At 66.8% G+C, this 26,404-nt stretch carries 24 protein-coding genes and 1 riboswitch; of the genes, 11 read left to right on the top strand and 13 right to left on the bottom strand.

Annotated features, from left to right (window positions below):
- Positions 1–69 precede the first annotated feature (69 nt).
- Positions 70–172: riboswitch (glycine riboswitch) on the top strand.
- Positions 173–234: 62 nt separating this feature from the next.
- A complete protein-coding gene (gcvP, locus tag ACM0PY_RS17160; RefSeq protein WP_134970335.1) occupies positions 235–3,102 on the top strand; it encodes an aminomethyl-transferring glycine dehydrogenase in 2,868 nt (955 codons plus the stop codon).
- A gap of 92 nt (positions 3,103–3,194) precedes the next feature.
- Here the strand turns inward: gcvP and ACM0PY_RS17155 are convergent, their stop codons facing one another.
- The 3 genes from ACM0PY_RS17155 to ACM0PY_RS17145 all read right to left on the bottom strand — a co-directional run bounded on the left by ACM0PY_RS17155 (position 3,195) and on the right by ACM0PY_RS17145 (position 6,006).
- Positions 3,195–3,605 (bottom strand): VOC family protein, encoded by a 411-nt coding sequence (locus tag ACM0PY_RS17155; RefSeq protein WP_005418291.1) that lies wholly within the window; start codon positions 3,603–3,605, stop codon positions 3,195–3,197.
- 228 nt (positions 3,606–3,833) lie between these two features.
- Entirely contained in the window at positions 3,834–5,201 is a 1,368-nt protein-coding gene (locus ACM0PY_RS17150) for an amino acid permease (RefSeq protein WP_061478840.1), read from the bottom strand.
- A gap of 82 nt (positions 5,202–5,283) precedes the next feature.
- The gene (locus ACM0PY_RS17145) at positions 5,284–6,006 is read right to left on the bottom strand and encodes a helix-turn-helix transcriptional regulator (protein ID WP_005418296.1); all 723 of its coding nucleotides are present in this window, start codon (positions 6,004–6,006) and stop codon (positions 5,284–5,286) included.
- Between the two features lie 113 nt (positions 6,007–6,119).
- Here ACM0PY_RS17145 and ACM0PY_RS17140 point away from each other — a divergent pair, with 113 nt between their 5' ends.
- Both ACM0PY_RS17140 and ACM0PY_RS17135 read left to right on the top strand, forming a co-directional pair.
- Positions 6,120–8,201 carry a catalase gene (locus ACM0PY_RS17140; protein WP_134970337.1) on the top strand — a complete coding sequence of 694 codons (2,082 nt, stop codon included), beginning with the start codon at positions 6,120–6,122 and terminating at the stop codon, positions 8,199–8,201.
- Between the two features lie 22 nt (positions 8,202–8,223).
- Positions 8,224–8,700: a hypothetical protein gene (locus ACM0PY_RS17135; RefSeq protein ID WP_180886277.1), complete on the top strand. Its 477-nt coding sequence runs from the start codon at positions 8,224–8,226 to the stop codon at positions 8,698–8,700.
- 9 nt (positions 8,701–8,709) lie between these two features.
- On the opposite strand, the gene ACM0PY_RS17130 is transcribed toward ACM0PY_RS17135, so the two are convergent.
- Positions 8,710–9,450, bottom strand: coding sequence for an alpha/beta fold hydrolase (locus tag ACM0PY_RS17130; RefSeq protein WP_180886275.1), 741 nt, complete (start codon positions 9,448–9,450; stop codon positions 8,710–8,712).
- A gap of 167 nt (positions 9,451–9,617) precedes the next feature.
- Here ACM0PY_RS17130 and ACM0PY_RS17125 point away from each other — a divergent pair, with 167 nt between their 5' ends.
- Complete coding sequence (locus ACM0PY_RS17125; RefSeq protein WP_231111973.1) at positions 9,618–10,130, top strand: hypothetical protein; 513 nt, start codon at positions 9,618–9,620, stop codon at positions 10,128–10,130.
- A 14-nt stretch (positions 10,131–10,144) separates the two neighbouring features.
- Positions 10,145–10,435, top strand: coding sequence for a hypothetical protein (locus tag ACM0PY_RS17120; protein WP_032954416.1), 291 nt, complete (start codon positions 10,145–10,147; stop codon positions 10,433–10,435).
- An 88-nt stretch (positions 10,436–10,523) separates the two neighbouring features.
- Here ACM0PY_RS17120 and ACM0PY_RS17115 read toward each other — a convergent pair whose 3' ends face one another.
- Positions 10,524–12,650, bottom strand: a complete 2,127-nt coding sequence (locus ACM0PY_RS17115) for a methyl-accepting chemotaxis protein (protein WP_134970343.1) — start codon at positions 12,648–12,650, stop codon at positions 10,524–10,526.
- A 233-nt stretch (positions 12,651–12,883) separates the two neighbouring features.
- Between ACM0PY_RS17115 and ACM0PY_RS17110 the strand changes: the two genes are divergently transcribed.
- Together ACM0PY_RS17110 and ACM0PY_RS17105 are read left to right on the top strand one after the other, a co-directional pair.
- Entirely contained in the window at positions 12,884–13,846 is a 963-nt protein-coding gene (locus ACM0PY_RS17110; RefSeq protein WP_134970345.1) for a L,D-transpeptidase family protein, read from the top strand.
- Between the two features lie 4 nt (positions 13,847–13,850).
- Positions 13,851–14,498 (top strand): M23 family metallopeptidase, encoded by a 648-nt coding sequence (locus ACM0PY_RS17105; protein WP_180886271.1) that lies wholly within the window; start codon positions 13,851–13,853, stop codon positions 14,496–14,498.
- 4 nt (positions 14,499–14,502) lie between these two features.
- On the opposite strand, the gene ACM0PY_RS17100 is transcribed toward ACM0PY_RS17105, so the two are convergent.
- The 6 genes from ACM0PY_RS17100 to hflK form a co-directional block, all read right to left on the bottom strand.
- The gene (locus tag ACM0PY_RS17100; protein ID WP_180886269.1) at positions 14,503–14,928 is read right to left on the bottom strand and encodes a DUF4259 domain-containing protein; all 426 of its coding nucleotides are present in this window, start codon (positions 14,926–14,928) and stop codon (positions 14,503–14,505) included.
- Positions 14,929–15,373: 445 nt separating this feature from the next.
- Positions 15,374–16,012 carry a hypothetical protein gene (locus ACM0PY_RS17095; RefSeq protein ID WP_235646714.1) on the bottom strand — a complete coding sequence of 213 codons (639 nt, stop codon included), beginning with the start codon at positions 16,010–16,012 and terminating at the stop codon, positions 15,374–15,376.
- A 132-nt stretch (positions 16,013–16,144) separates the two neighbouring features.
- The gene (locus ACM0PY_RS17090; RefSeq protein WP_005418326.1) at positions 16,145–17,437 is read right to left on the bottom strand and encodes an adenylosuccinate synthase; all 1,293 of its coding nucleotides are present in this window, start codon (positions 17,435–17,437) and stop codon (positions 16,145–16,147) included.
- A gap of 274 nt (positions 17,438–17,711) precedes the next feature.
- The gene (locus ACM0PY_RS17085; RefSeq protein ID WP_005414170.1) at positions 17,712–17,897 is read right to left on the bottom strand and encodes a DUF2065 domain-containing protein; all 186 of its coding nucleotides are present in this window, start codon (positions 17,895–17,897) and stop codon (positions 17,712–17,714) included.
- A gap of 67 nt (positions 17,898–17,964) precedes the next feature.
- Entirely contained in the window at positions 17,965–18,828 is an 864-nt protein-coding gene (hflC, locus tag ACM0PY_RS17080) for a protease modulator HflC (protein ID WP_019660037.1), read from the bottom strand.
- The gene (gene hflK, locus ACM0PY_RS17075) at positions 18,825–19,958 is read right to left on the bottom strand and encodes an FtsH protease activity modulator HflK (RefSeq protein ID WP_072168589.1); all 1,134 of its coding nucleotides are present in this window, start codon (positions 19,956–19,958) and stop codon (positions 18,825–18,827) included. The genes hflC and hflK overlap by 4 nt, the downstream gene beginning before the upstream one ends.
- 153 nt (positions 19,959–20,111) lie before the next feature.
- Between hflK and ACM0PY_RS17070 the strand changes: the two genes are divergently transcribed.
- Positions 20,112–21,107, top strand: a complete 996-nt coding sequence (locus tag ACM0PY_RS17070) for a YhdH/YhfP family quinone oxidoreductase (protein WP_134970348.1) — start codon at positions 20,112–20,114, stop codon at positions 21,105–21,107.
- 88 nt (positions 21,108–21,195) lie between these two features.
- Entirely contained in the window at positions 21,196–21,567 is a 372-nt protein-coding gene (pilH, locus tag ACM0PY_RS17065; RefSeq protein WP_005410644.1) for a twitching motility response regulator PilH, read from the top strand.
- A gap of 77 nt (positions 21,568–21,644) precedes the next feature.
- Here the strand turns inward: pilH and ACM0PY_RS17060 are convergent, their stop codons facing one another.
- Complete coding sequence (locus ACM0PY_RS17060; RefSeq protein ID WP_061478849.1) at positions 21,645–22,532, bottom strand: DnaJ C-terminal domain-containing protein; 888 nt, start codon at positions 22,530–22,532, stop codon at positions 21,645–21,647.
- 262 nt (positions 22,533–22,794) lie between these two features.
- Between ACM0PY_RS17060 and ACM0PY_RS17055 the strand changes: the two genes are divergently transcribed.
- Together ACM0PY_RS17055 and ACM0PY_RS17050 are read left to right on the top strand one after the other, a co-directional pair.
- Positions 22,795–23,277, top strand: a complete 483-nt coding sequence (locus ACM0PY_RS17055; RefSeq protein ID WP_049413449.1) for a peroxiredoxin — start codon at positions 22,795–22,797, stop codon at positions 23,275–23,277.
- 29 nt (positions 23,278–23,306) lie between these two features.
- Entirely contained in the window at positions 23,307–23,882 is a 576-nt protein-coding gene (locus tag ACM0PY_RS17050; RefSeq protein ID WP_061478851.1) for a ferritin-like domain-containing protein, read from the top strand.
- A 120-nt stretch (positions 23,883–24,002) separates the two neighbouring features.
- Here ACM0PY_RS17050 and pbpC read toward each other — a convergent pair whose 3' ends face one another.
- Complete coding sequence (pbpC, locus tag ACM0PY_RS17045; protein ID WP_180884208.1) at positions 24,003–26,384, bottom strand: penicillin-binding protein 1C; 2,382 nt, start codon at positions 26,382–26,384, stop codon at positions 24,003–24,005.
- Positions 26,385–26,404 lie beyond the last annotated feature (20 nt).

Raw genomic sequence — 26,404 nt, 5'->3', positions numbered from 1 at the left:
CGGTGGGAGAAGCGGAACACCGCTGCCGAAGGCGCAACGCCCGTAATCGCTCAGGCCCGATACCACCCGTAACAGAACTCTGGAGAGACCGGTTCGATCCGGCGCCGAAGGGGCACGAAGCCGCGGTTTTCCGCGCTTCCAAACTCTCAGGCAAAAGGACAGAGGGGCGCCCCGCAGACCGCCGACCGGCGGCTTGTGCCCGTGCGTGTGCCCTTTCCTGACGGATCCTTCGCCATGTCCCAGAACACCCCTTCCCTGCGTGAGCTCGAGCACCACAATGCGTTCGTCGAGCGCCACATCGGCCCCAACGATGCCGAGATCGCGCAGATGCTCGACGTCGTCGGCCACGCGTCGCTGGATGCGATGACCGATGCCATCGTGCCGGCCAAGATCAAGTCGCCGGCGCCGCTGGCGCTGCCGGAGTCGATGACCGAAGTGCAGGCACTGGCGAAGATCCGTGCGATCGCCGACAAGAACACCGTGCTGCGCAGCTTCATCGGCCAGGGCTACTACGGTACCCACACCCCGAACGTGATCCTGCGCAACATCCTGGAAAACCCGGCCTGGTACACCGCCTACACCCCGTACCAGGCCGAGATCTCGCAGGGCCGCATGGAAGCGCTGATCAACTTCCAGACCCTGTGCGCCGACCTCACCGGCATGGAGATCGCCAACGCCTCGCTGCTGGACGAAGCCACTGCCGCCGCTGAAGCGATGACCCTGGCCAAGCGTTCGGCCAAGTCGAAGTCGGACACCTTCTTCGTGCACGACGCCGTGCACCCGCAGACCCTGGAACTGCTGCGCACCCGCGCTGAACCGATGGGCATCGTGCTGCGCGTCGGCACCCCGGCCGAAGCACTGGAAGCGGAAGCCTTTGGCCTGCTGCTGCAGTACCCGGACACCTTCGGCCAGGTCGGCGACTACAGGGCGCTGGTCGATGCCGTGCACGCGCGCGGCGGCCTGGTGGCCGTGGCCACCGACCTGCTGGCACTGACCCTGCTGGCCGCCCCGGGCGAATGGGGCGCGGACATCGTGGTCGGCAACAGCCAGCGTTTCGGCGTGCCATTCGGTTTCGGTGGCCCGCACGCCGCGTTCATGGCCTGCCGTGACGCCTACAAGCGCTCGATGCCGGGCCGCCTGATCGGTGTCTCCATCGATGCCCAGGGCAACCCGGCCTATCGCCTGACCCTGCAGACCCGCGAGCAGCACATCCGCCGCGAGAAGGCGACGTCGAACATCTGTACCGCACAGGTGCTGCTGGCGGTGATGGCCTCGATGTATGCGGTCTACCATGGTCCGGAAGGCCTGACCCGCATCGCCCGGCGCACCCACCGCCTGGCCTCGATCCTGGCTGCGGCACTGCGCAACGCCGGCGTGCAGGTCGGTGGCGACTTCTTCGACACCCTGCACATCACCGGCGTGCATGCCGATGAGATCCACGCCAAGGCACGAGCCGCCGGTTACAACCTGCGGGCGATCGACAGCGACTCGGTCGGCATCAGCCTGGACGAGACCGCCACCCGCGCCGACGTGGTCGCGCTGGCCGCCGTGTTCGGCGCGCAGGCCGACATCGATGCGCTGGACGCAAGCACCGCCGACGCGCTGCCGGCCGGCCTGCTGCGCCAGTCCGCGTTCCTGACCCATCCGGTGTTCAACACCCACCACAGCGAGCACGAACTGCTGCGCTACCTGCGTTCGCTGGCCGACAAGGACCTGGCGATGGACCGCACGATGATCCCGCTGGGCTCGTGCACCATGAAGCTCAACGCCACCGCCGAGATGATCCCGGTGACCTGGCCGGAGTTCTCGCAGATCCACCCGCTGGTGCCGGCCGACCAGGCGCTGGGCTACAAGGAACTGATCGACACGCTGGAAGCGATGCTGGTCGAATGCACCGGCTACGACGCGGTCAGCCTGCAGCCGAACTCCGGCGCGCAGGGCGAGTACGCCGGCCTGCTGGCGATCCGTGCCTACCACCGCTCGCGCGGCGAAGGCCACCGCGACATCTGCCTGATCCCGGACTCGGCGCACGGCACCAACCCGGCCTCGGCGCAGATGTGCGGCATGAAGGTCGTGGTGACCAAGACCGATGCCAACGGCAACGTCGACGTCGAGGACATCCGCCTCAACGCCGAGAAGTACAGCGACCGCCTGGCCGCGATCATGATGACCTACCCGTCCACGCACGGCGTGTTCGAGGAAGAGGTGGTCGAGATCTGCGAGATCATCCACAAGCACGGCGGCCAGGTGTACACCGACGGCGCCAACATGAACGCCCTGGTCGGCGTGGCCAAGCCGGGCAAGTGGGGTTCGGACGTTTCGCACCTGAACCTGCACAAGACCTTCTGCATCCCGCACGGCGGTGGTGGCCCGGGCGTGGGCCCATGCGCGGTCAAGGAGCACCTGGCCCCGTTCCTGCCGGGCAAGCTGGGTGACAACGGCCCGGTCGGCATGGTCAGCGCGGCCAGCTTCGGCAGTGCTTCGATCCTGCCGATCAGCTGGATGTACATCGCGATGATGGGCCGCGAAGGCCTGCGCAAGGCCACCCAGGTCGCGCAGCTCAACGCCAACTACATCGCCAAGCGCCTGGCCCCGCACTTCAAGACCCTGTACACCGGCCGCAACGGCCTGGTGGCGCACGAATGCATCCTGGACGTGCGCCCGCTGGAGAAGACCAGCGGCATCGGCGCCGAGGACGTCGCCAAGCGCCTGATCGACTTCGGCTTCCACGCCCCGACCCTGAGCTTCCCGGTCGCGGGCACGCTGATGGTCGAGCCGACCGAGAGCGAGTCGCTGCACGAGCTGGATCGCTTCATCAACGCGATGATCCAGATCCGAGAGGAAATCAGCGCGATCGAAGACGGCCGCCTGGACCGCGAGGACAACCCGCTGAAGAACGCGCCGCACACTGCCACCGCAGTGACCGCCAGCGAGTGGACCCACGCCTACCCGCGCGAACTGGCTGCCTTCCCGCTGGCCAGCCTGAAGCAGAGCAAGTACTGGCCGCCGGTGGCACGCGTCGACAACGTGTACGGCGACAAGAACGTGATGTGCGCCTGCATCCCGGTCGATGCCTACAAGGATGATGAAGTCGAGGCTTGATTCCTCACTGCATCGATAAAGAAAACGGCCCGCGCAAGCGGGCCGTTTTCATGAGGGCGTGTGAACCAAGGTCCACACCCACAATTACCCGATCACGGGTCCGGCATCTGTCCCAGGCTCAACTGCCACGATACGCCGAAGCGGTCCTGCACCCAGCCATAGCGGTTGCTGAAGTCGTAATCACCCACCGGCATCAACCAATGGCCGCCCTCGCCCAGCACGCGTGCCGCTCGCTCGAACTGCTCGGCACCGGAACACTCGACGAACAGCGAGATCGACGGGCTGAAGGTGAAGTCGTGCACATCCAGGCTGTCGAAGCACAGGTAGTGGGTGCCACCGAGCAGGAAGATGGCCTGGCGGACCTGTCCGGGTACGCCGGCGCCGGCCCCCTCGGGGTGGCGTTGCAGGGCCAGCAGGCGGAAATCGGCAAAGGCTTCGGCGTACAGGGCCAGCGCGGCCTCGGCCTGGCCGGTGAACATCAGGAAGGGACGGCTGCGCAGCATGCGGTACTCCTGGTCGACGGGCCGCTGGCGGCCCACACGATCAGGATGGCACGGCGGATGTATGCCGGCTGTAGAGCCGAGCCCGCGCTCGGCTGGCGGCCACGCGAACAGCAGCCGACCACAGGGTCGGCTCTACAGAAACTACGGCAACCGCAGCCGACCACAGGGTCGGCTCTACAGAAACTACAGCAACCGCAGCCGACCGTAGGGTCGGCTCTACAGCTTCAGTCACGCCTCGCGCATGCGCCGGGCGATGGCGCTGCCGGCGGCGATGGTGGCGGTCAGCGCCACCATCGACAAGAACTGCAGGCGGGTGTGCGCCTCGCTCAGCAGCAGGCCGAAGATCAGCGCCAGGATCGCCAGCGCGCAGCAGGTCAGCCACGGGAAACCGGCCATGCGGAATGGCAGCCGGGTACCCAGGCGATCGGCGCGGCGGCGCAGCACCAGCTGCGAAACCAGCGACAGCGTCCACACCAGCAGGCAGGTGGAACCGACGATGTTCAGCAGCACCGGCAGCACCCGGTCCGGGAACAGCAGCTCCATCACCGTGGCCGCAAAGCCGAACAGCACGCTGGCCAGCACGGCGATGACCGGCACCTGCCGCGGATCGGTCCAGCCCAGCACAGCCGGCGCTTCGCGGCGCTGCGCCAGCGAATACATCATGCGCGAGGCGCCGTAGAGGTTGGCATTGAGTGCCGACAGCAGCGCGATCACCGCGATCAGGGTGATGGCGGTGCCTGCGCCCGGAATGCGCGCAATGTCCAGCACGGCGGCGAAGGGCGACTTCAGTGCTTCGCTGGTCCAGGGCACCACGGCGATGATCACGCTCAGCGAGCCGATGTAGAACACCAGGATGCGCCAGGCCACCGTACGGATGGCACGGGCGATGCTGCGTTCGGGATCTTCGGTTTCGGCCGCCGCAACGGCGACGATTTCGGTGCCGCCGAAGGCAAAAACGACAACCAGCAGCGCCGCACCGATCCCGGCCAGGCCCTTCGGTGCGAAACCGCCGTGTCCGGTGAAGTTGCTCAGGCCAGGTGAGGTGACCTGCGGCAGCCAGCCCATCAGCAGTGCCACGCCGATGGCAATGAAGGCCAGGATCGCCGCCACTTTCAGGATGGCGAACCAGAATTCGAACTCGCCGAAGTTCTTCACCCCGAGCAGGTTGATCGCAGTGAAGAACAGCATGAAGGCCAACGCAGCCATCGGTACCGGCACCACCGGCCAGACCGTGGCAAGCAACCCGGCCGCACCCACCGCCTCGGCGGCGATCACGATCACCAGCTGCACCCACCACAACCAGCCAACCGTAGCGCCAGCAGTGGCGCCCATGGCATCGGCGGCGTACACCGAGAACGCACCGCTGGTCGGTTTGGCCGCCGCCATCTCGCCCAGTGCATTCATCACGATGATCACCAGCGCGCCAGCGACCAGATACGAGACCAGAACCGCCGGACCGGCCGCCTGCACACCCACGCCCGAACCGAGGAACAGGCCGGCGCCGATGGCACTGCCCAGGCCCATCATGATCAGCTGGCGGGGCTTGAGCGAATGTCCGAGGCGGGACGGCGAAGCGGTCGGAATCGAATTGGGCATCGGCGGGGCTGGCGGCGGGCTACAGGGGCGACACCTTACCCTGTCCCAGGCCCGCGGGGATAGGCACAGCGCAGCAGGGGGCTCAGGCCAGTGCGGGCTCGCCGACGTTGCCGCCGATCCGGGCGCGATAGGCGCGCGGCGAGAAACCGGTTTCAGCCTTGAACTTACGGGTGAAGGCGCTCTGGTCGCTGAAACCGCAGGCCTGCCCGATGCAGGCAATGCTGTCGTCGCCATGCAGCAGGTGCATGGCCATCTGGATCCGCAGCCGGGTCAGCACCTGCTGCGGGGTCATCTGGAACACCTTGCGGAAACTGCGCTCCAGCTTGGACAGCGAAAAGCCGGTGATGTCCAGCAGGGTCTGCATGCGCACGTTCTCGGCGTAGTGCGCGTTGAGGTGGGCCAGGGCCAGCCGCAGCTGCTCGTACTGGGCGCCCAGGCTGTCCTTCTGGCCCAGGTCGCGGGAAATGCCGATCAGGCCCTCGATGGCGCCATCGACCAGCAACGGGCGCTTGCAGGTCAGGCACCAGCCCGGTTCGCGGTTGGCGAACAGGTGCAGCTCCATCAGGTTCTCGATCACCTCGCCGGACAGCACGCGGGCGTCCTGGTCGACATAGTCCGCGCTGAGGCCGGTCGGGTAGATCTCGGCCGCTGTGCGCCCGATCACGTCCTTGCGCGCGCGCAGGCCCAGCCGTCGCAGCATGGTCTGGTTGACGTGGGTGTACCGCCCCTGGCGGTCCTTGATGAAGAACAGCACGTCCGGGATGGCGTCGAACAGGGCTTCGATGTCGGCGGGCTCGACTCGCATGGGGCAAGCATACCCGAGCCTGCTTTTGCCCGTACGTTCACCTTTGCCGAACCTGGGTTTAACGGGTTCGGTTCCAGTGTCGTGGTTCCCTTGATGATCCGGAGCCTCCCCCCATGGCCGCCAGCAAGCCGACCGGCAAGCGCGCAACCGAAAACCACCCCCGCGGCAACGGCGATGAACTGCACCCGCGCGCCGGCGGCAGCCACCCGGCGATGACCACCGATCAGGGCATCCCGGTGGCAGACAACCAGAACTCCCTGCGGCAGGGACCTCGAGGACCCACGCTGCTGGAAGACTTCATCCTTCGCGAGAAGATCACCCACTTCGATCACGAACGCATTCCCGAGCGCATCGTGCACGCACGTGGCAGCGCGGCACATGGCTACTTCGAGTTGACCCGGTCTCTGGCCGCCCACACCCGGGCGCGCATCCTGACCGAGGTAGGCGTGAAGACGCCCGTGTTTACCCGCTTCTCGACCGTGGCCGGTGGCGCAGGGTCGGTGGACACTCCGCGCGACGTGCGCGGCTTCGCGGTCAAGTTCTATACCAAGGAAGGCAACTGGGATCTGGTCGGCAACAACATCCCGGTGTTCTTCATCCAGGACGCCATGAAATTCCCGGACCTGGTGCATGCGGTGAAGATGGAACCAGACCGTGCGTTCCCGCAGGCCGCCTCGGCCCATGACACCTTCTGGGACTTCATTTCGCTGATGCCCGAGTCGATGCACATGATCATGTGGGCGATGAGCGACCGCGCCATCCCGCGTTCACTGCGGATGATCGAGGGCTTCGGTGTGCACAGCTTCCGCCTGCTGAACGAGGCGGGCGAGTCGACGTTCGTCAAATTCCACTGGCGACCCAAGCTGGGCATCCAGTCAACGGTCTGGGACGAAGCGTTGAAACTGCAATCGGCTGACAATGACTTCCATCGCCGCGACCTGTTCGAGGCCATCCAGCGCGGTGATTTCCCCGAGTGGGAACTGGCGGTGCAGCTGTTCACGGAAGAGGAGGCCGAGGCATTTCCGTTCGACCACCTGGACCCGACCAAGATCATTCCCGAATCGCTTGTGCCGTTGCAGGTGATCGGGCGCATGGTGCTGGACCGCTGGCCCGACAACTTCTTCGCCGAGACCGAACAGGTGGCGTTCTGCCCGGCCAACGTGCCGCCGGGCATCGATTTCAGCAACGATCCGCTGCTGCAGGGCCGCCTGTTCTCCTACCTGGACACCCAGCTGCTGCGGCTTGGCGGCCCGAACTTCCACCAGATCCCGGTGAATGCCCCGAAGTGCCCGTTCGCCAATCACCAGCGCGACGGCCACATGCAGATGCAGGTGCCCAAGGGCCGCGTCGCCTATGATCCCAGCTCGCTGCAGGAGGACTCGCCGCGCGAGACGCCCGCAGGTTTCCGCAGCCACGCCAGCGCCGACGATGGCCGCAAGGGCCGCACCCGCGCGGAGAGCTTCGCCGACCACTACAGCCAGGCACGCATGTTCTTCCGTAGCCTTGAGAAGCCGGAACAGGCGCATCTGGCATCGGCACTCGTGTTCGAATTGTCCAAGGTGGAAACACTCAAGGTGCGGGTGCGTACCGTCAGCCACCTGCGCAACATCGACGAATCACTGGCGCAGCGCGTAGCCGATGGGCTCGCGCTGCCTGCACTGCCCGCCCCAGCGCCGACCGCCACGCCGGCGCAGGACATGCCTGCCGCTCCCGAGGTGCGCGTGATCGGGCGCAACAAGCCCACCCTGCAAGGGCGCAGCATCGGCATCCTGTTTGATGAAGGCTCCGACGCGCGCGTGATGGCCAGCCTGAGCAAAGCGGCGCGGAAGGCGGGTGCAGACGTGAAGCTGGTCGCGCCCAAAGTAGGCGGCGCCACGCTGAGCGATGGGGCGATGCAGGCGGCGGATGGGCAACTGGCGGGCACGCCATCGGCTGTGTTCGATGCGGTGGCCGTGGTGCTCAGCCCGGAAGCCGCGAAGGCCTTGTCGAAAGAGAGTGCAGCCGTCGAATTCGTCAGCCAGGCGTGGGCGCACCTGAAGGCCATCGCCAGCGACGCGGGCGGCCAAACGCTGCTGAAGGCGGCGCGGGTCGGCAACGATGCCGGCATCGTCGAAGCGGAAGACGCCAAGGCATTCCTGGCGGCGGCCGCCACCCGCCAATGGGCGCGTGAACCGAAGCTGCGCCTGCTGGCCTGACTACTACGACAGGAGATCCGTCATGCCCCGTGGTGACAAATCCGCATATACCGAGAAACAGAAGCGCCAGGCCGAGCACATCGAGGACAGCGAGCGCGAGCGCGGCGCAAGTGAAGGGACTGCCGAGCGCATCGCCTGGGCCACCGTGAACAAGCAGGACGGTGGCGGCAAACGTAGCGGCAGCGCACGCAAGGGTACGAAGAAGGCGGCGAGCAAGAAGGCGGCCAGCAAGGCGCCTGCCAGGAAGTCAGCCGCAAAGAAGGCCACGACCAAGGCGAAGGCCGCGAAGAAGGCGCCTGCGAAGAAGGCGGCGGCAAAGAAGGCACCGGCTCGTAAGACCGCCACCAAGAAGGCCGCAAAGAAAACAGCGGTCAAGAAGGCCGGTACAGCCGCCTCGCGCAGTGCTGCAGCGAAGAAGGCGGCCAAGACCCGTGCGGCGAAGAAGACCGTGCGCAAGGTGGCGGCCAGAAAAGCGGCACGTACCCGCGCCCGCAGCTGAGCGCATCGTTCAACGCGGCAACGTCCTCATCCACGCGGCCACTTCGGCTGCAGCTGCGTCGGCACGCGCCTGCAGCAGCAGATGTGGCCCCTCCAACGATACATGGCGGGCATCGGGCAACAGGGCCTGCAGCTCGGCCACGCTGGGCGGCCACAGCAGGCGGTCGTGGCACGCGTGCAGGCACAGCGTCGGCACCTGGATTGCTGGCAGCAATGCACGCACGTCGACCCGCAGGGTCGCTGCGGCGCGTTGCCGCAACGTGCTCGTCGGAGTCCTGGCCAACGCTTCGCGCAGCATCGACGTGTGCCCGCGGGTGTACCACGGCCCCAGCAACAGGCGCGCCAGCAATGCCACGGGAGGCAGCGGCCAGGCCGGCGACAGCAGGGCTGCGCTGGCTGCCGGCAGTGGCACCGGCCGACGCGCAAAGGTCGCTGCAAGCACCAGTCCGCGCAGCCCGGTGGGATGCCGCGTGGCCAGTTCAACAGCCAACGGGCCCGAGAAAGACTCGGCGAGCAGGATGAAGGGACGACTGGGCAGCTGCGACCACAGCCGTTGGGTAAGCGTGGCGTGATCCTGCGGTCCCTGCGCGGGCAGCGTGATCGCCTGCGTTGTCAGACCGTAAGCCTGGAGTGCCGACAGGAACGGGGGCGACAGCCTGCTGGAGCCATCCAGACCGGGCAGCATCAGCACGTGCTGCGGCGCGGCCGATGCAGGGAAAAAGATCGGCGTTTCCTCGCTCCCGATTCCCATGCCACCTCCTTTGCCGGCAAGCATCACCCACATCGGCAGGCAACGGAACCCCTGCCCAGGCTGTCCTGCTGCTTTGCCGGCCAATGTTGGGCAATACTACCCGCTCTGCCGCGGGACGCGGCTACCCGGGAGAGCCGTTGATGCGATGGACCTGCGCGCTGGCCATGATGGCCATGATGCTGCCACTGAACAGCTCCGCCAGCGATGGTTGGATAAATGGGGATGGCAAGGCGTTGACGGAGACCGATGCCATGAAATCCAGCGGCGGCTTCGCGGCATCGCTGCTGGTCACTTCCGATGCCGACTGGCGGGCCAAGTGGGAGACCCCGCCGGAGACCACTCCCGGCTTCAACGAGGCCAACGAAGTCCACCTGGGCGGTGAGTTGTTCCTGCTGACATTCCTCTCCAACCCGCAACTGGACGAGAACCGCGTACCCAAGGTGCACTGCGATCTGCGCATGCTGCGCCCGGACGGCAGTACCAGTATCGACGAACGCGATGTTCCCTGTTTCACCGCCGCCCTGACCGGCCCGCCAAACCTGCTGTACATGACCAACCTGCACCTGAAGTTCGTCGCCGAGGCCGGTGATCCCAAAGGCACGTGGACTGCGCAGGTGGTGGTCCGGGATCTGCTGCGGAAAGTGAGCCTGCCGCTGCAGGCCCGCTTCGACGTCCGTTGAACCGGGGCATGCGGATGAAGATGCGGCGACTCCTGAGCTGGACCGGTCTTGCGCTTTGCGTGGTCTACCTGCTGTTGACCGCATGGCTGGTTCACGGCGCGCAGTCGGAGGGGGACCCGAAGGGTACCTATATCCTGATGGCGCTCCCCATCACCCTGCAGTCTGCCGCACTCGATGCCATCGGCGCAGGCGGCCTGCTGCGTGGCAAGCCCTGGTCGACCGCATATGCAGTGCTGGTTCCGCCAACACTGCTGTTGCTGTACGCAGCCGGCTGGCTGATCGAACGCTCAGCCCGCGGGCGCTAGCCCGCGGCATCGTTCCGGTGGGTGCATCGACGCCCTGCATGCGGGACATCGCAGGCAGGGCGCCATCCAGTATCCAGTTACAGGTCGCTTACGCCGCCCGCGCCGGCATGACCGGCATGCGCGGCCCCTGCTCCAGCTGGAATACCGCCACTGACGTGGTCAGTGCATGCGCCTGTTCTTCCAGCGCGCGGCTCGCGGCAGTGGCCTCCTCCACAAGCGCGGCGTTCTGCTGGGTCACTTGGTCCATCTGCACGACCACCTGGTTGACCTGCTCGATGCCGGCGGCCTGCTCCTTGCTGGCCGCTGCGATGTCGCTCATCAGCTGGGTGGTGCGCGAACTGGCCTGCGCCACGCGTGCGATCGCGGCTTCCGATTCAACGGTCACCGCCAGGCCACTCTTCACCTTGGCAGCGGCGTCCTCGATCAGTTCCTTGATCTCCTTGGCGGCGACACCGGCACGCTGTGCGAGCGTGCGCACTTCGCTGGCGACCACGGCAAAGCCACGGCCCTGCTCGCCTGCACGCGCAGCTTCCACTGCGGCATTCAGCGCCAGGATGTTGGTCTGGAACGCGATGCCGTCGATCACCGTGGAGATTTCCGAGATGCGCGCCGAGGATTGATCGATTTCGCCCATCACCGATGCCATCTGTGCCATCGCCTGCTCGGTCTCGCGCACGGCGGCACCGGCGGCATGCGCTTCGCTGTCGGCCTGACGCGCCAGTTCGGCGTTCTGGCGTACGGTGGAGGTCAGCTCCTCCATCGACGCGGCCGCTTCTTCCAGATTCGCGGCCTGCTGCTCGGTGCGGCGCGACAGGTCGTTGTTGCCGGCGGCCAGTTCCTGGGCCGCGTTGTTGATGCTGTCGGCAGCCACCTGGATGCCGCGGACAATGCCGGTCAGCTGCGCGGTGGTGGTGTTGGCATCGTCGCGCATGCGCGCAAACACGCCGTCGTACTCGCCCTCCATGCGTGCGGTCAGGTCGCCATGCGAGATCGCGCGCAGCACGTCGGAAACATCGGCGATGCTGGCCTGCGAACTGGCCATCATGCCGTTGAGGTGCTCGACCATCGTCTTGAACTGGTACTGGAACGCAGCGGCATCGCCACGCATGCTGAAATCGCCGGCGCGTGCGGCACGGGCCAGTTGATCGATCTGCGCGTTGATCGCCATCAGGCTCTGCTTCACCGCTGCCAGGGTGCGGGTCAGCGTGCCCTTCTCGCCCGGGTAGTCCGGCAGGTCGCGGCTGAGGTCACCCATGGCGTAACGCTGCATCACCTCGGCCATCAGCAGTTCCACCTGCACGTGCGACTCCACCAGGCTGTTGGTGGCCTGCACCATGCGGCCGAAATCACCGGGGAACGCACTGGCGTCCATGCGATAGCGGATTGCACCGGCCTCGTGCTGCTCGGCCATCTGCAACTGCGCGCCGATCGCCGCCTGCACACTCTGGCGCACGCTGGCCATCGCCTCGCCCAGCTGGGTCAGCTCGTCGCGGCCACCGAGGCGGAACTCCTGGTCCAGCTGTCCCTTGGACAGGCGCTCGGCCAGGTTCACCGCGCGCGCCAGCGGACCGGTCAGGCTGCGGCCGATCATCACCGAGGCACCGATGCCCACCAGCAGCGCGACGCCGCCCAGCACCAGCAGCTGCAGCAGGCTGCGCTCGCCCAGTCGGATCGCCTCGGCGGCAGCCTCACGGCTTTCCTTCTCCTCGAAGTCCACGCCATCGGACAGCGCCTTGTTCCAGCCGTTGGCGGCTTCCTGCACCGGACCCAGGGTCAGCGCCACGGCGCCCGGGTAGTCGCCCTGCTCCATCAGTTCGCTGGTCTGCTTGTTGAGCGGGCGCGCGATGGCACGCTTGGCCGCGATGGTTTCCGCGATGGCCTTGCCCTCCGCATCGCCTGGCAGTGCCTGGTAGGCGGTCCAGCTGGCCTCATAGCGCTTGACCAGATCGGCAATGCGCTTCTCATCGCTGCCGCGGTCTTCGCCCTGACGGATCAGCATCTCGCGGCGCACCACCATCATCTGGTTGTTGGCGTCGAGCATCTGCGACAACAGGCGCACCTTGGCCACGCTGACGTCGACCACCTGCTGCATCGCGCGCTTCTGCACGACGCTGGCGGTGGCGCCGGTGGCCACTACGGCGGCAACCAGCAGCAGCAACAGGCCAAAGCCCAGCCCAAGACGCCAGGCAACCCTGACGTTCCTCAAGTAGTTCATGGGGGTATCCAAAACGGGGGGATGTGGCCTTATCGGCGGCACGGCAGGCAATCTTGATCGCCGCCCATCGACGGCGTCGGCCACCGTTCACCTTGGTGAGTCCCCGTCCCAGCGGCACCTGCCGGTGCCAGCCGGCCGCAATGACATGCCTGCTCATGCGGGTATCAGATCCCTTTCACGGCGGCTCCGCACCGTCTGCGGGCAAGGTGGCGGCGTACCTGCTGGAGATCCCAATGCGCTCATCTGTGTCCCGATCCACCCTGCTCGCAATCTCGCTGCTGGCGTCCCCGGCCTTCGCGCAGGCGCCGCCGCCCAACCTGCCCGCCCCCATTGCCGAGAAGGCTGGCCCGGACACCGCGGTGCGCTCCGCACTGCATGCCCAGGTGCTGCTGGATCGCGCGAACTTCTCTCCAGGCCAGATTGATGGTGAGGTAGGCAGCAACCAGCGGCGGGCGGTGTCAGGCTTCCAGGCGGCGCACGGGCTTACCGTAACGGGTGAGCTGGACGACGCCACCTGGAAGGCTCTGCAGGCCGATACGATCACGCCGCTGGCCAGCTACACGCTGACTGCTGAGGATGTCGTCGGCCCGTTCCAGACGCTACCGAAAGGACCTGCCGCCCAGGCCAAGCTGAAATCGCTGGGCTACGGTAGTGTGGAAGAAGCCCTGGGCGAGCGCTTCCACGCGTCCCCAGAGCTGATGAAGATGCTCAATCCCGGCGTGGATCTGACCAGGGCTGGCAGCCGCATCCAGGTCCCCAACATCGCCCCGGCCGCATTGCCGAAGGCCGCCAGGATCGTGGTCGACAAATCCGACTCCACGCTGCAGCTACTGGACGCACAGGGCAAGGTGATCGCGCAGGTGCCGGTGTCGTCCGGCAGCCAGCACGACCCGTTGCCGATCGGCGAATGGAAGATCCTGGGTGTGTACCGCGACCCGCCGTTCCACTACAACCCGAAGCTGTTCTGGGATGCCCGAAAAGGTGAAAAGAAGGCCACGCTGCCGCCCGGCCCGAACAATCCGGTCGGCCGGGTCTGGATCGATCTGTCCAAGCCGCATTACGGCCTGCATGGCACGCCTGAACCCGGCCACGTGGGCAAGACCGAGTCGCATGGCTGCGTACGCATGACCAACTGGGATGCACTGCGCGTGGCCGACGCAGTAGACACCTCGGTGCCTGTCGTGATGCAGGAGTGAGTCGATGCGTCTTCCGCAACTGATTGTGCTTGGTGTTCTGCTGGGATTGGGTGCAGGTTGGTGGCTGCACCGCGATATGGATGAGCCGGTGACAGACGCGCTGCCGGAAGCGCCATCGACGGTAGCCGCCGCGCCGGTGACGGAACCGGTAGCGCCAGGCGCAACAGCCCCACCCGCCTCCACCGTGCCGCCGGCCGCCCAGGCTGCCGATGCACCGTCCGGCTTGCTGCTGCCGGTGCAGGGCATCCTGCCCTCGCAGCTGCGCGATACCTTCACCGATGCACGCAGCGAGGGGCGCGTACACGATGCCATCGACATCTTGGCCGATGCAGGTACGCCGGTGCTGGCGGTGGCCGATGGCACGGTGGAGAAACTGTTCGACAGCGAGCGCGGTGGCCTGACGATCTACCAGTTCGAGCCCAGCGGGCATTGGTGCTACTACTACGCGCACCTGCAGCGCTACGCCGATGGCCTGGCCGAGAAGCAGGTGATCAAGCGCGGCGAGGTGATCGGCTATGTAGGCAGCACCGGCAACGCCAATGCCGACGCGCCGCATCTGCATTTTGAGGTACACGTGCTGGGGCCGGAGAGGCAGTGGTGGAAGGGGGAATCGATCAACCCCTACCCATTGCTGCGAGCAGCCGGACGCTGACGCGTCAGCCGATCACGCTGCATGCGGCGCGCAGGCCTTCCTGCAGCCTGTTCACTTCGGCCATCCATTCGTCCAACGAGTCGGATTCCTCTTTCAATTCCCGCAGTTCACAGTCCTCGGCCTGTACACGCTGGACAGCGAGTTGTGCAAGCAACAACATCGCTGACGATGGCACCTGATTGCATGCCTTGACCCAAGCGAGTAACGCTTCTTCCTCGGCAATGGCAGCCGTCGGCTGGCCCAACAGTGCCAGCACCACCTCTGCAGCCGCGACCGCCCTGCCCGCTTCAGGTGCCTCTAGGTAATCATCGGGGTTGATAGCCGCGCGCAGCGCTTCCTCCACTATCGAGAGATCCGTGCATTCCGTCAGATCGCAGGCCAGATCGCAGGCATCGTCATTATCAAATGAACCGTGTCCCCATGCGCCCATGTGATTGCTCCTAATTGGCAGGCAGATACCGTGCAGGACCCGCACGGTAGTCATCCATCATGTTGCTGGCGACGAGTCTCCGCCAGCGCAAGCTGCATGCAAGACGCCATGCGTGGCGGCAGCCATTGGCACGCGGCGATCCCCGGCAGACTCCCGCCTGTCGTCCCGTGTTGATTTAAGGTGAAAAGCGACAAGATCCTGTTCAGACCGATGAAGCGCCGTGGTCGCGTAGAGACTGGATTCTCCGCAACCAACAGTGCCGCGCGCACTGCAGCGACGCTCCACCCGCGCATGAAGACCAACGGCAGGTCGATGCGGCTGAATTGAACCGCCCTTTGACGTCAGCGCAGAAGGACCGGCGGGTTGTTACCCGGTATGGGCATGATCCTACCCCTCTCGGGCAAGTTTCCGGTGATCCATGAGTGCCACCACACTGGGTCTGGCACTACCTCGCGGGAGTGCGGCGCTGCCAGCGCCGCAAGGTGAACGTGAACACCGCCAAGGCTGCCCCCGGAATCAGCAGGAACAGCGCCGCCACCTTCCAGAAGAAGAACGGCCACAGCCAGACGTAGTCCAGGTCGGTCAGCTTCAGTAGATTCAAGGGTGGCTGCAGCTCGATGTCTGCCGCGCGCCCCTCGAGCGCAGGGTCCACCTCCAGCACGGTTACCCGCAGCCATGAACGGCCACATGGCAATGCATCGCCGCGGCCATAACCAAAGTAGGACGCCATGAGGCCGCTGGATTCAACCGATGCCAGTCTGCGGTTGATGCCCTGCCCGGCCACTCCCGAACGCTCTTCTGCGCGGAAGTCTCCATGATCGGTGGGAGTATCGATGCGCAGCAGCACTTCAGGGTCAGCCTCAGTACCGTCCGCGGCATACCGCAGTCGCAGCCGCAGTGGGTCATCGATGAGGCGGTAGACCGTGACCTCAGCCGTCGCGCCCGGGCTCAGCAGCAGCGGCAGGGTCTGGGTGCGCGAGGCCAGATGATTGGCGATGGCGCCCAGCGCCAGCACCACGCAGGCGACGCCCCACAGGCTCCACAACACCCACAGGGTGATCCGCACCACGGTCTCGCCTTTCACGCTGGCATCCTGGTCATCGCTTCGCTTCCTTGCCGGCACTGGACTGGCGACACAGTAACGAAAAAGCCCCGCATTCGCGGGGCTTCTTCCTTCTGCGACGCCAGGCAGGGCCCAGCGCTACCGGTCTCTCACTCAGGCAAACGGATCCTGCAGGACCATGGTGTGGTCGCGGTCCGGGCCGGTCGAAACGATGCTGATCGGGCAGCCGGCCAGTTCTTCCAGCGAACGCAGGTAGGCGCGTGCCGCCGGCGGCAGCTCGTCCCACTGGGTGATGCCGTGGGTGTTCTCGCTCCAGCCCGGGAACTCCAGGTACACCGGGGTGCACTCTTCCCAGCCCTGCGCATCCAGCGGAGCATATTCGGTGCGCTTGCCGTTGTATTCGTAGGCGATGCAGACCTTCAGCTTTTCCATGCCATCGAGCACGTCCAGCTTGGTGATGCACAGGCCGCTGATGCCGTTGATGGCCACGGCGCGCTTCAGCGCGACGATGTCCATCCAGCCGCAACGACGCGGGCGGCCGGTCGATGCGCCGTATTCGGCGCCGCGGTCACGGATGCCCTGGCCGACTTCGTCGTCCAGTTCGGTCGGGAACGGGCCGCCGCCGACGCGGGTGGCGTAGGCCTTGGCGATGCCCAGCACGTAGTCGATCGAATCGGCGCCGACGCCGGAACCGGCCAGCGCACCACCGACGGTGGTGTTGGAGCTGGTGACATACGGGTAGGTACCGTGGTCGATGTCCAGCAGCGCACCCTGCGCGCCTTCAAACAGCACGCGCTTACCCTGCTTGCGCAGGTCGTGCAGGATGCCCGCCACGTCGGACTTCATCGGCTGCACGTATTCGCCGAAGGCCAGCGCCTCGTCGAAGGTCTTCTGGAAGTCGACTGCATCGGTGTTCAGATACTTGGTCAGCACGAAGTTGTGGTAATCCAGCGCGGTGCGCAGCAGTTCTTCTAGCTGCTTCGGGTAATGCAGGTCGGCGATGCGGATGCCGCGACGCGCCACCTTGTCTTCGTAGGCCGGGCCGATGCCACGGCCGGTGGTACCGATCGCCTTGCCACCGGCAGCGCGCTCGCGCGCCTGGTCCAGGGCGATGTGGTACGGCATGATCAGCGGCGCGGCCGGGGAAATCTTCAAGCGCGAACGCACTTCCACGCCGGAGGCTTCCAGCTCCGCGATTTCCTTCTGCAGCGCGGCCGGCGAGATCACCACGCCGTTGCCGATCAGGCACAGCGCGTCGTCACGCAGGATGCCCGACGGGATCAGGTGCAGGACGGTCTTCTTGCCGTTGATGACCAGGGTGTGGCCGGCGTTGTGGCCGCCCTGGAAGCGCACGACGGCGCCGATTTCCTCAGTGAGCAGATCGACGATCTTGCCCTTGCCTTCATCGCCCCACTGGGCACCCAACACTACGACAGACTGACCCATGACGGGCTCCTCGGTTTGTTGCGGCCATCGGGGCCGCGGACGGGTAAACCGTGGCGGGGCTGGCCAGCACCTGGAGGGCGGCTCCAAACGGGGAGCAGCCGGCGATGGAAGGCCCAGACACGGAAAAAGCCGAACGGGGAGGCCCGTCCGGCTTTTGTGCATTATCCGGGTTTCCGGGGTCCGGTGCCACCTTTCCGACCGGCGGCTTCACCGGCCGGTCAGGGGACCGAAATGGGGTCAGATCCCTTTCCTGCGGAAAGGGATCTGACCCCTGCTAATGCCTCACCCACCACAGCAGGCTCAGGCCGGCCAGCAGCACCAGCCCCCCGAAGCTGCGCAGGGCCGGGCTGGGCAGGTCCAGCAGGCGTTCGGCCATGCGCTTCCAGGCGAACGGCGCCACGAACAGGAACAGGCCTTCCAGCACCGCGACCAGACAGACGGCGGCGAACAGATCTTTCATGGGGAACTCCGGAAAAAGCACGGGGCCCGGCGTCTGGCCGGGCCCCGTGGGGTAGTGCCCTGCGACCTCAGCGGTCGTTCTTCAGGTACTGCAGGAACGGGTCGTTCTTGTCGAGCACAATCACGCCGTTGCCGTCGGTCATGGAGCCACGGTAGGCCTCCAGGCTGCGATAGAACGCATAGAACGACGGATCGGCCGAGCCGGCCTTGCCATAGATGCGGGCCGCCTCGGCATCGCCTTCACCGCGCAGGCGCTGTGCATCACGCTCGGCCTCGGCGATCAGCACGGTGCTGTCGCGGTCGGCCTGGGCACGGATGGTCAGCGACTGCTCCTCGCCCTCCGCACGCAGCTTGGCCGCTTCCTGCTTGCGCTGGGCGCGCATGCGCTCGTACACGTCGTTGATCACCTGGCTGTCGGTCGGCAGGTCCACCTGCTTGATGCGCAGGTCGATCATCTGCATGCCGAGGCCGGCCACCGCCTCGTTGATCCCCTTCAGCTGCTCGGCGATCAGCTCGCTGCGGTCGCCGGACACCAGCTGCTGCAGGGTGCGCGAATTGATCTGGTTGCGCAGCGAGTCGGTGATGATCGGCGCCAGGCGGGCGTTGGCCACACGCGGGTCGCCGCCGGTGGCACGGAAGTAGTCACCTACGTTGGAGATGTAGCCGATGGCGAAGAAGTCGACGCTGACGTCCTTCTGCTCGGCGGTGAAGTAGCGCGCAGGCGCAGTGTCGAGCACCTGGAAGCGGCGGTCGAAGACCTTCACCGTTTCCACCACCGGCACCTTGAAGTGCAGGCCCGGCTTGATGTCCGAACGCACCACCTTGCCCAGGTTCAGCACCATGGCGGTCTGGTCCTCACGGACCACGTACACCGAGCCGAGCAGGCCCAGCACCACCGCCACGATCACGGCGATCCAGATAGGACTCTTCATCGGCTGCCCTCCTCACGGCCGCTCGGTCGCCCGGTCGGGCGGCCCACCGGCCGGCCCGGATCACGGGAAGCTTCCACCGCTGCACCCGGCAGCGATGGCATCACCACGTCCGGGTTCGCCACTGCGGCCGGGGCCGAGGTGGTGGGACGGGTATCTCCGGTCATCGGCACGTAGATCAGCTGGCGGCCATCGCCGCCGATCACCTTACGGTTCTCGCTCAGCACCTGCTGCACGGTTTCCAGCCACAGGCGCTTGCGGGTCACTTCCGGGGCGTCCTTGTACTGGGCCTGCAACAGGCTGAAGCGCTGCGCGTCACCCTCGGCCTTGGACACCGCAGCCTGCTTGTAGCCTTCGGCGGTGGTACGGGCGCGCGAGGCCTGGCCTCGGGCTTCCGGCACGACCTTGGCAGCGTAGGCCTGGGCTTCGTTGATCAGGCGTTCCTTGACCTGCTGGGCACCGTTGACTTCGTCGAAGGCCGGCTTCACTTCTTCCGGCGGACGGGCGTCCTGCAGGGTCAGGCCGGTCACGGTCAGGCCGGTCTTGAACGCCTTCAGCAGTGCCTGCAGGCGCTCCTCGGCAGCTACGGCCAGCGGGCCACGATTGTTCAGTACAGCGTTGAGGTCGGCACGGCCGACTTCCTCGCGCACCGCGCTCTGCGCCGACTGCTCCAACACCTGGTTGGCATCGACGGTGCCGAACAGGTACTGCTGCGGGTCGTCGATGCGGTACTGGACGTTCAGCGAGACGTTGACGATGTTCTCGTCGCGGGTCAGCACCGGCACCTGGATCGAGAACGTCTTGATCTCGGTGGCGTTGACCTTGGTGACCGATTCGATCGGCCACGGCAGCTTGAAGTTCGGACCGGGCTGCAGGATGCGCGAGAACTGGCCGAAGCGCAGGACCACGCCACGCTGCTGTTCACCGATCAGCTGGAAGCTGGAGAACAGCACCAGCAGCACAACGGCCGCCACCACCCAACGCACGATGCCGCCGTCGAACAGGTCCTTCAGCGGCCCGGGCAATCCGCCCCAGCCACCACCATTGCCACCGCCGCGCGACCCGAACGGCCCGCGTCGATTGTCCTCGGGGCCTTGTCCGCCCTTGTTGCCGCCGGGTGTATTCCAGGCCATGCACGCTCCATCAAGATGTGGGCTGCGGCGCGGGCCCTTCCCGCGGCGCCAGCCGTGAAACCATTACTGATCATACAAGATGGGGCGGATTGGCAGGATCGAAAGGGGGGCAACGGGGTAAGGTGGCGTTTTCCTCGAAGTCAGGCAATGCCGATGGCCCCCACCACCCCATTCACCGCCTTCCGCATCGAAAACGACGACGCCGGTTACCGCAGCGGCCTGGCCCAGCTCAAGGTCGAAGACCTCAGCCCCGGCCAGGTTCTGATCCGCGCCAGCTGGTCCTCGGTCAACTACAAGGACGCCCTGGCCGGCACCGGCAAGGGAAAGATCCTGCGCCGCTTCCCGCTGGTGGGGGGCATCGACGTAGCCGGCACCGTGGTCGCCAGCACCGATCCGGAATGGCGTGAAGGCGACGCGGTGCTGGCCACCGGCTGCGGCCTCAGCGAGACCCGCGACGGCGGCTACAGCCAGTATGTGCGGCTGGAATCGCGTGCGGTGATCGCCCAGCCGGCCGGGCTGAGCCCACGCGAGGCGATGGTGCTGGGCACCGCCGGCTTCACCGCGGCGTTGGCGCTGCTGCGCATGCAGGACAACCGGCAGAGCGCGGAGCTTGGACCGCTGGCGGTCACCGGCGCCAGCGGCGGTGTCGGTGCGCTGGCACTGTCGATCTTCAGCCGCGCCGGCTACACGGTGCATGCGATCAGCGGCAAACCCGACCAGACCGGTTTCCTGCACGCCATCGGCGCCACCGAGGTGCTGCCGCGTGAGGCCCTGGCCGACACCGGCCCACTGCAATCGGCGCGTTTCGGTGGGGGCCTGGACAATGCCGGCGGCGCCATGCTCGCCAGCCTGCTGGCGCAGACCGCGCCCTACGGCAGCGTGGTCAGTGCCGGCCTGGCGGCCAGCCCGACCCTGGACATGACGGTGATGCCGTTCATCCTGCGTGGTGTGTCGCTGCTGGGCGTGTCGTCGGCCAATGCGCCACGCGGGCTGCGCGAGGACGTCTGGGCGCGGCTGGGCAACGAATGGAAACCGCAGCACCTGGACCGCATCTGTACCGCGGAGGTCGGCCTCGATGGCCTGCCGGCCGTGTTCGAGCGGATGCTGGCGGGCGGAGCGCTGGGCCGCACCGTGGTGCGGATCGACTGAACGTCGCAGGCAGGCGACGGACGGCAGATGCGCCCCTCCCGCCGGTAATGAGCCCGCACTACACTGCGGGCATTACATGGGGAACAACATGGCACGCATTCTGATCGTCGACGACTCACCGTCGCAGCTGTTGGGGATACAGCGCATCGTCGAGAAGCTCGGGCACCAGATCCTGACCGCCACCGATGGCGCGGCCGGGGTCGAAACCGCCAAGGCCGAGCTGCCCGACCTGGTCCTGATGGACGTGGTGATGCCCAATCTCAACGGCTTCCAGGCCACCCGCACCCTCGCCCGCGACGAGGCAACCCGGCATATTCCGGTGATCCTGGTGACCACCAAGGACCAGGACACCGACCGCATGTGGGGCATGCGCCAGGGCGCCAAGGCCTACATCACCAAGCCGTTCTCGGAAGACGAGCTGTCCGAAGTGCTGGAGCGCGTGTTCGCCGGCCAGGGTTGAGACGCGCGCGGTAGTGCCGGCCGCTGGCCGGCAATCAAACCTCTGCCGGCCAGCGGCCGGCACTACCGGAAGGCGTCTCAGATCGTCTCGCCAAACGCCTTGGCCAGGTTCCGGTAGGCCTTCTTCTGCGCCTCGTCGGTCGCGGCCGGGGCCACGATCTCGATCTCGACGATCTGGTCGCCCTCCGGATTGCCCGGCAGGCCCCGCCCACGCAGGCGCAGCTTGCGCCCGGCATCGGAGTCGGCCGGGATCTTCAGTTCCACCGCGCCGCCCAGGGTCGGCACGCTGATGCTGGTGCCCAGCGCGGCCTGCCACGGCGTGACCGGCAAGGTGTAGAGGATGTTGCGGCCATCGACCTCGAACTGCGGGTGTGCGGCGTACTCCACTTCCAGCAGCAGGTTGCCACCATGGTTGCCCTGCCCCGCCAGGCGGATCACCTGCCCCGGACGGATGCCCTTGGGCACGCGCACGTCCAGCTGCTTGCCGTTGACGGTGATGCGCAGGCTGTCGCCGCTGTAGGCCGCTTCCAGCGGGACCGACAGCTTGGCACGGGTGTCGCGGTTGGGGGCATGGCCCTGGCTGCTGAACCCCGGGCCAGGACCGGCACCGCCGCGCTGGCGCGCGAACAGGCTTTCGAAGAAGTCGCTGAAGCCGCCGTTGGCGCCACCACCCCCGAACACTTCCTCGAAGTTGAAACCACCGGCGCCGCCGTAGTTCGGCGGCACGTTGAATTCCTCGCCCGGGCGATAGCCCTGCGCGCGCAGCTGGTCGTAGGCCGCGCGTTTTTCCGGATCGCGCAGCGCCTCGTAGGCCTCGTTGACCGCCTTGAACTTGTCCTCCGCCCCGGCTTCCTTGCTGACGTCCGGGTGGTACTTGCGTGCCAGCCGCCGGTAGGCGGTCTTGATCTCCGCCTCGCCCGCGCTCGGTTCCACCCCCAGGGTGGCGTAGTAATCCTTGAATTCCATCCAGCTACCTCGATCTGCTTCGGCCGCGCCGGTGGCGCCGCCCCGGGTTCATTCTACGCGCCGGCGATGCTCCGCCGCCCCTCGTGCGGCGCCAGTGAGGCCGACTGATCCTGCGCAATGCGGTTGCCATCGCCCTGCCCCAGGCTATGGCTGGAAGCCCGCTCCGCAAAGCCTGAAGATGGGGCCTGCACGCCGGTTTTCCAATGTCTTGACGCCCCTGTCCCATCCGGCCCACTACGCTGCCCCAGCAAGGAGTTCCCCCATGACCATCCATGTCGGCGACCGCATTCCGGAAGTGACCCTCAAGCGCATCCGCGAGGGCATTGAAACGCTCGATACGCATTCGCTGTTCGACGCGCGCAAGGTGGTGCTGTTCGCCGTGCCCGGCGCGTTCACGCCGACGTGCTCGGCCCGCCACCTGCCCGGCTACGTCGAGAAATTCGAGGCCTTCCGCCAGCGCGGCATCGATGTCTACTGCATGGCCGTCAACGACCCGTTCGTAATGAAGGCCTGGGCCGCAGATCAGCACGTGCCCGACGGCCTGCTGATGCTGTCCGACGGCAATGCCGAACTGACCCGCGCGCTCGGCCTGGAGCTCGACGCCAGTGCCTCGGGCATGGGCATCCGCTCGCGCCGTTTCGCCCTGTACGTGGTCGACGGCGTGGTCCGCGCCGCCTGGGTTGAACAGCCTGGTCAATTCGAAGTGTCTTCGGCCGACTACGTGCTGGAGCACCTGCCCACCTGATCTCCCACCGCAAGAGGAAACGGCCAGCCATGTCCAGCAAGCCAGCCAAAGCCCCCAAGCCCGCCGCGCAGATTCCCGGCATCAGCGAGCGCACGGCCCTGCGCGAGCGCGCCCGGCGCAACATCGAGGATGGTGCGATCACCGACAGCTACAGCGCCGACCGCAAGGTGGTGATCAAGCTGCTCAACGACGCACTGGCCACCGAGTACGTGTGCGTGTTGCGCTACTACCGGCACTACTTCATGGCCAAGGGCATGCTGGCCGACGCGGTGAAAGCCGAATTCCTTGAACATGCACAGCAGGAACAGGCGCATGCCGGCAAGCTGGCCGAGCGCATCGTGCAGCTCGGCGGCGAGCCCGACTTCAACCCGGATACGCTGACCGCGCGCTCGCATGCCGAATACAAGGAAGGCAGCGACCTGCGCGACATGGTCCGCGAGAACCTGGTGGCCGAACGCATCGCCATCGACAGCTACCGCGAGATGATCAACTTCATCGGCGACCGCGATACCACCACCAAGCGCATCCTCGAAGAGATCCTGGCGCAGGAAGAGGAACACGCCGACGAGTTCGCCGATCTGCTGGATGGGTGGATCGGGGAATGATTGCGCTGCGGATGCTCTGGTAGATGCCCACCTTGGTGGGCGCTTTGCCGTTCGCGTGCCAACCAAGGTTGGCACCCACCAAAGCGGAGCAATGCCATCCCGCCGCGCATGGCCCGGCACCTACCGGAGGACAGTGAACCGTACCTGCGTCCACGCGCCGTCCGCGGCCAAGGCGGTCAGGGTATGCGACCCGGGATCGGCGAACTCGCGCTGCATCAACTGTGCGCCGCGGGTCTGCGCGATCCAGCGTCCATCCAGCAACCAGTCCACCGCCTGCTCGCTGCCCAGCGCGCGCAGCTGCAGGCGTACGCCATGTTCGGCGTTGGGCGCACGCGCCAGTGCGGCGCCATCATTGAGGCCATCGATGTGCAGCGCGACGCTGGCCTCCCGGCCATCATCACGGCAGTCCGGCGACAGCGCCGGCAGCTGCGAGGCGTCGCGCGTGGCCTTGGGCAGCCACGGCGACAACAGCGCCGGCCAGCGCGCGATCTCACGCGCGACTTCCTCATGCGGCAAACGGCAATCAGCGGAGACACGCAGACCGGTCCGCGCATCGGCCAGGTAACGCTGCCGCCCCGGCTGCCAGCGCCGCGCCTCGCGCTCCGGGAAGGTCGGCGGTGCGGCACCATCGAGCAGGTAGGCTGGCATCCTGCGCTGGCACAGTGCCGCCGGCAGCCCCTCGGCACGTTCGCCAGTGGGCCAGCAGATGTCTTCCTGGCTGACACTGGCCGGCATCGGCGCGGCCGCCGAATCACCACGCTGGCGCGGCAGGCTGTCCACCACTTCGAACATCAGCGGCAGCGCGGTGACCGCGCCGTACTGGCCCGGCAACGGAGTACCGTCCGGCCGGCCCACCCACACGCCCACCGTGTAGTGGCGGGTACTGCCGATCGCCCACGCATCGCGGTACCCGTAACTGGTGCCGGTCTTCCACGCCACGCGCGGGCGGCCACCGACATCGAACGTCCCGGCGCTGTATCCCGGGCGCGGGTTTGATTCGAGCATCTCGCGCACGATCCAGCTGGCGCCCGGCGAGGCCAGGCGCCGCTCGATCATGGGCTCGTCGTCGGTATAACGCACGCGGCCGGCGATACCGCTCCGGTTGAGCGCGGCGAACGCGCCGACCAGGTCTTCCAGGCGCGCGCCGGTGCCGCCCAGGATCAGCGACAGGTTGGGCGTACTGCCCGGCGGGAAGCGCAGCTGGATCCCGGCGTGCGACAGGCGGGCAGCGAAGCGCGCCGCGCCGACCCGCTGCAGCAGGTCCACCGACGGTACGTTGAGCGACAGCCGCAATGCGGCAGAGGCACCGATGGGCCCATTGAAGGCCATGTCGAAGTTGCCGGGGCGGTAGCTGCCGAAACTCTGCGGTGCATCGACCAGCAGGCTTTCCGAATGGATCAGGCCATCGTCCAGCGCCATCGCGTACAGGAACGGCTTGAGCGTGGAGCCTGGCGAACGCCAGGCCTGCACCATGTCCACGTGACCCAGCCGCTGGCGGTCACCGAAGGACAATGTGCCGACATAGGCGCGTGCCTGCAGGGTCCGGTTGTCGACCACCAGCAGGGCCGCCGAGGTACGCTCGGGCAGCGTCGAGAAATAGCTGGCCACGCGCTCTTCCAGCGTGCGCTGCAGGCCGATGTCGATGCTGCTCTGGATGCGTGCCTGGCCCAGATGCGCCGAGTGCAGGCGCTGCGCCAGCAGCGCGGCGTGCAAGGGAGGGCGCAGCGAACGCGCCACCACGTTCTCGACGCGCGCATCCTCCACTTCTTCCGGTGTCCACGCGCCCAGCTCGGCCATGCGTGACAGCACCTTGTCGCGCGCCTTCTGCGCTGCTTCCGGATGGCGGTCCGGGCGCAGCCGGCTGGGCGCCTGTGGCAGCACCGCCAGCAGCGCAGCCTCAGCATGCGACAGCTGCGCCGCCGGCTTGCCCAGATAGGCCCAGCTGGCCGCTTCCACGCCTTCGATGGTGCCGCCGTAGGGTGCACGCTCCAGGTACAGGGCCAGGATCTGCTGCTTGCTCAGGTGCACCTCAAGCTGCACCGCACGCAGCATCTGCTTCAGCTTGCCCCACGGGGTGCGTGAGTGCGGATCGAGAATGCGCGCGACCTGCATGGTCAGGGTCGAACCGCCGGACACGATGCGGCCGCCGCGCAGCAGCTGGCCGCTGGCCCGCAGGATCGCCAGCGGGTTGATGCCCGGATGGCGCCAGAACCAGCGGTCTTCGTAGGTCAGCAACGCCTGCAGGTACAGCGGCGAGACGCTGTCGACCGAGGCCGGATACCGCCACACGCCCTCGGCATCGGCAAACGCCCGCAATGGCGTGCCGTCGGCAGCCACCACCAGTGTGCTGGTATCACGCTGCTTCGGCAGCGGCGGCGGGAAGGCGAAATCCAGCACCAGCAGCAGCGCCAGCGCAGCGGCCATGCCCCAGCGCAGCCACGGCCACAGCGGCCGCCACCGGCGGCGCAGGGTCGCCAGCCGGGTCGTCATCGTGTTCTTCATTGCGGGTTGCCAGCAGGACG

This window comes from Stenotrophomonas sp. BR163, from assembly GCF_047520985.2.
GTDB lineage: Bacteria > Pseudomonadota > Gammaproteobacteria > Xanthomonadales > Xanthomonadaceae > Stenotrophomonas > Stenotrophomonas sepilia.
This window is presented reverse-complemented; position numbering and strand designations above follow the sequence as displayed.

Coding starts and splice junctions, on each gene's coding strand:
- ACM0PY_RS17140 (WP_134970337.1), top strand. CDS start 6,120: ATGGCCGCCAGCAAGCCGACCGGCAAGCGCGCAACCGAAAACCACCCC.
- ACM0PY_RS17135 (WP_180886277.1), top strand. CDS start 8,224: ATGCCCCGTGGTGACAAATCCGCATATACCGAGAAACAGAAGCGCCAG.
- ACM0PY_RS17155 (WP_005418291.1), bottom strand. CDS start 3,605: ATGCTGCGCAGCCGTCCCTTCCTGATGTTCACCGGCCAGGCCGAGGCC.
- ACM0PY_RS17110 (WP_134970345.1), top strand. CDS start 12,884: ATGCGCTCATCTGTGTCCCGATCCACCCTGCTCGCAATCTCGCTGCTG.
- ACM0PY_RS17085 (WP_005414170.1), bottom strand. CDS start 17,897: ATGAAAGATCTGTTCGCCGCCGTCTGTCTGGTCGCGGTGCTGGAAGGC.
- ACM0PY_RS17120 (WP_032954416.1), top strand. CDS start 10,145: ATGAAGATGCGGCGACTCCTGAGCTGGACCGGTCTTGCGCTTTGCGTG.
- ACM0PY_RS17090 (WP_005418326.1), bottom strand. CDS start 17,437: ATGGGTCAGTCTGTCGTAGTGTTGGGTGCCCAGTGGGGCGATGAAGGC.
- gcvP (WP_134970335.1), top strand. CDS start 235: ATGTCCCAGAACACCCCTTCCCTGCGTGAGCTCGAGCACCACAATGCG.
- ACM0PY_RS17150 (WP_061478840.1), bottom strand. CDS start 5,201: ATGCCCAATTCGATTCCGACCGCTTCGCCGTCCCGCCTCGGACATTCG.
- ACM0PY_RS17125 (WP_231111973.1), top strand. CDS start 9,618: ATGGCCATGATGCTGCCACTGAACAGCTCCGCCAGCGATGGTTGGATA.
- ACM0PY_RS17105 (WP_180886271.1), top strand. CDS start 13,851: ATGCGTCTTCCGCAACTGATTGTGCTTGGTGTTCTGCTGGGATTGGGT.
- ACM0PY_RS17145 (WP_005418296.1), bottom strand. CDS start 6,006: ATGCGAGTCGAGCCCGCCGACATCGAAGCCCTGTTCGACGCCATCCCG.
- ACM0PY_RS17070 (WP_134970348.1), top strand. CDS start 20,112: ATGGCCCCCACCACCCCATTCACCGCCTTCCGCATCGAAAACGACGAC.
- ACM0PY_RS17100 (WP_180886269.1), bottom strand. CDS start 14,928: ATGGGCGCATGGGGACACGGTTCATTTGATAATGACGATGCCTGCGAT.
- pbpC (WP_180884208.1), bottom strand. CDS start 26,384: ATGAAGAACACGATGACGACCCGGCTGGCGACCCTGCGCCGCCGGTGG.
- ACM0PY_RS17130 (WP_180886275.1), bottom strand. CDS start 9,450: ATGGGAATCGGGAGCGAGGAAACGCCGATCTTTTTCCCTGCATCGGCC.
- ACM0PY_RS17115 (WP_134970343.1), bottom strand. CDS start 12,650: ATGAACTACTTGAGGAACGTCAGGGTTGCCTGGCGTCTTGGGCTGGGC.
- ACM0PY_RS17055 (WP_049413449.1), top strand. CDS start 22,795: ATGACCATCCATGTCGGCGACCGCATTCCGGAAGTGACCCTCAAGCGC.
- ACM0PY_RS17060 (WP_061478849.1), bottom strand. CDS start 22,532: ATGGAATTCAAGGATTACTACGCCACCCTGGGGGTGGAACCGAGCGCG.
- hflK (WP_072168589.1), bottom strand. CDS start 19,958: ATGGCCTGGAATACACCCGGCGGCAACAAGGGCGGACAAGGCCCCGAG.
- ACM0PY_RS17050 (WP_061478851.1), top strand. CDS start 23,307: ATGTCCAGCAAGCCAGCCAAAGCCCCCAAGCCCGCCGCGCAGATTCCC.
- pilH (WP_005410644.1), top strand. CDS start 21,196: ATGGCACGCATTCTGATCGTCGACGACTCACCGTCGCAGCTGTTGGGG.
- hflC (WP_019660037.1), bottom strand. CDS start 18,828: ATGAAGAGTCCTATCTGGATCGCCGTGATCGTGGCGGTGGTGCTGGGC.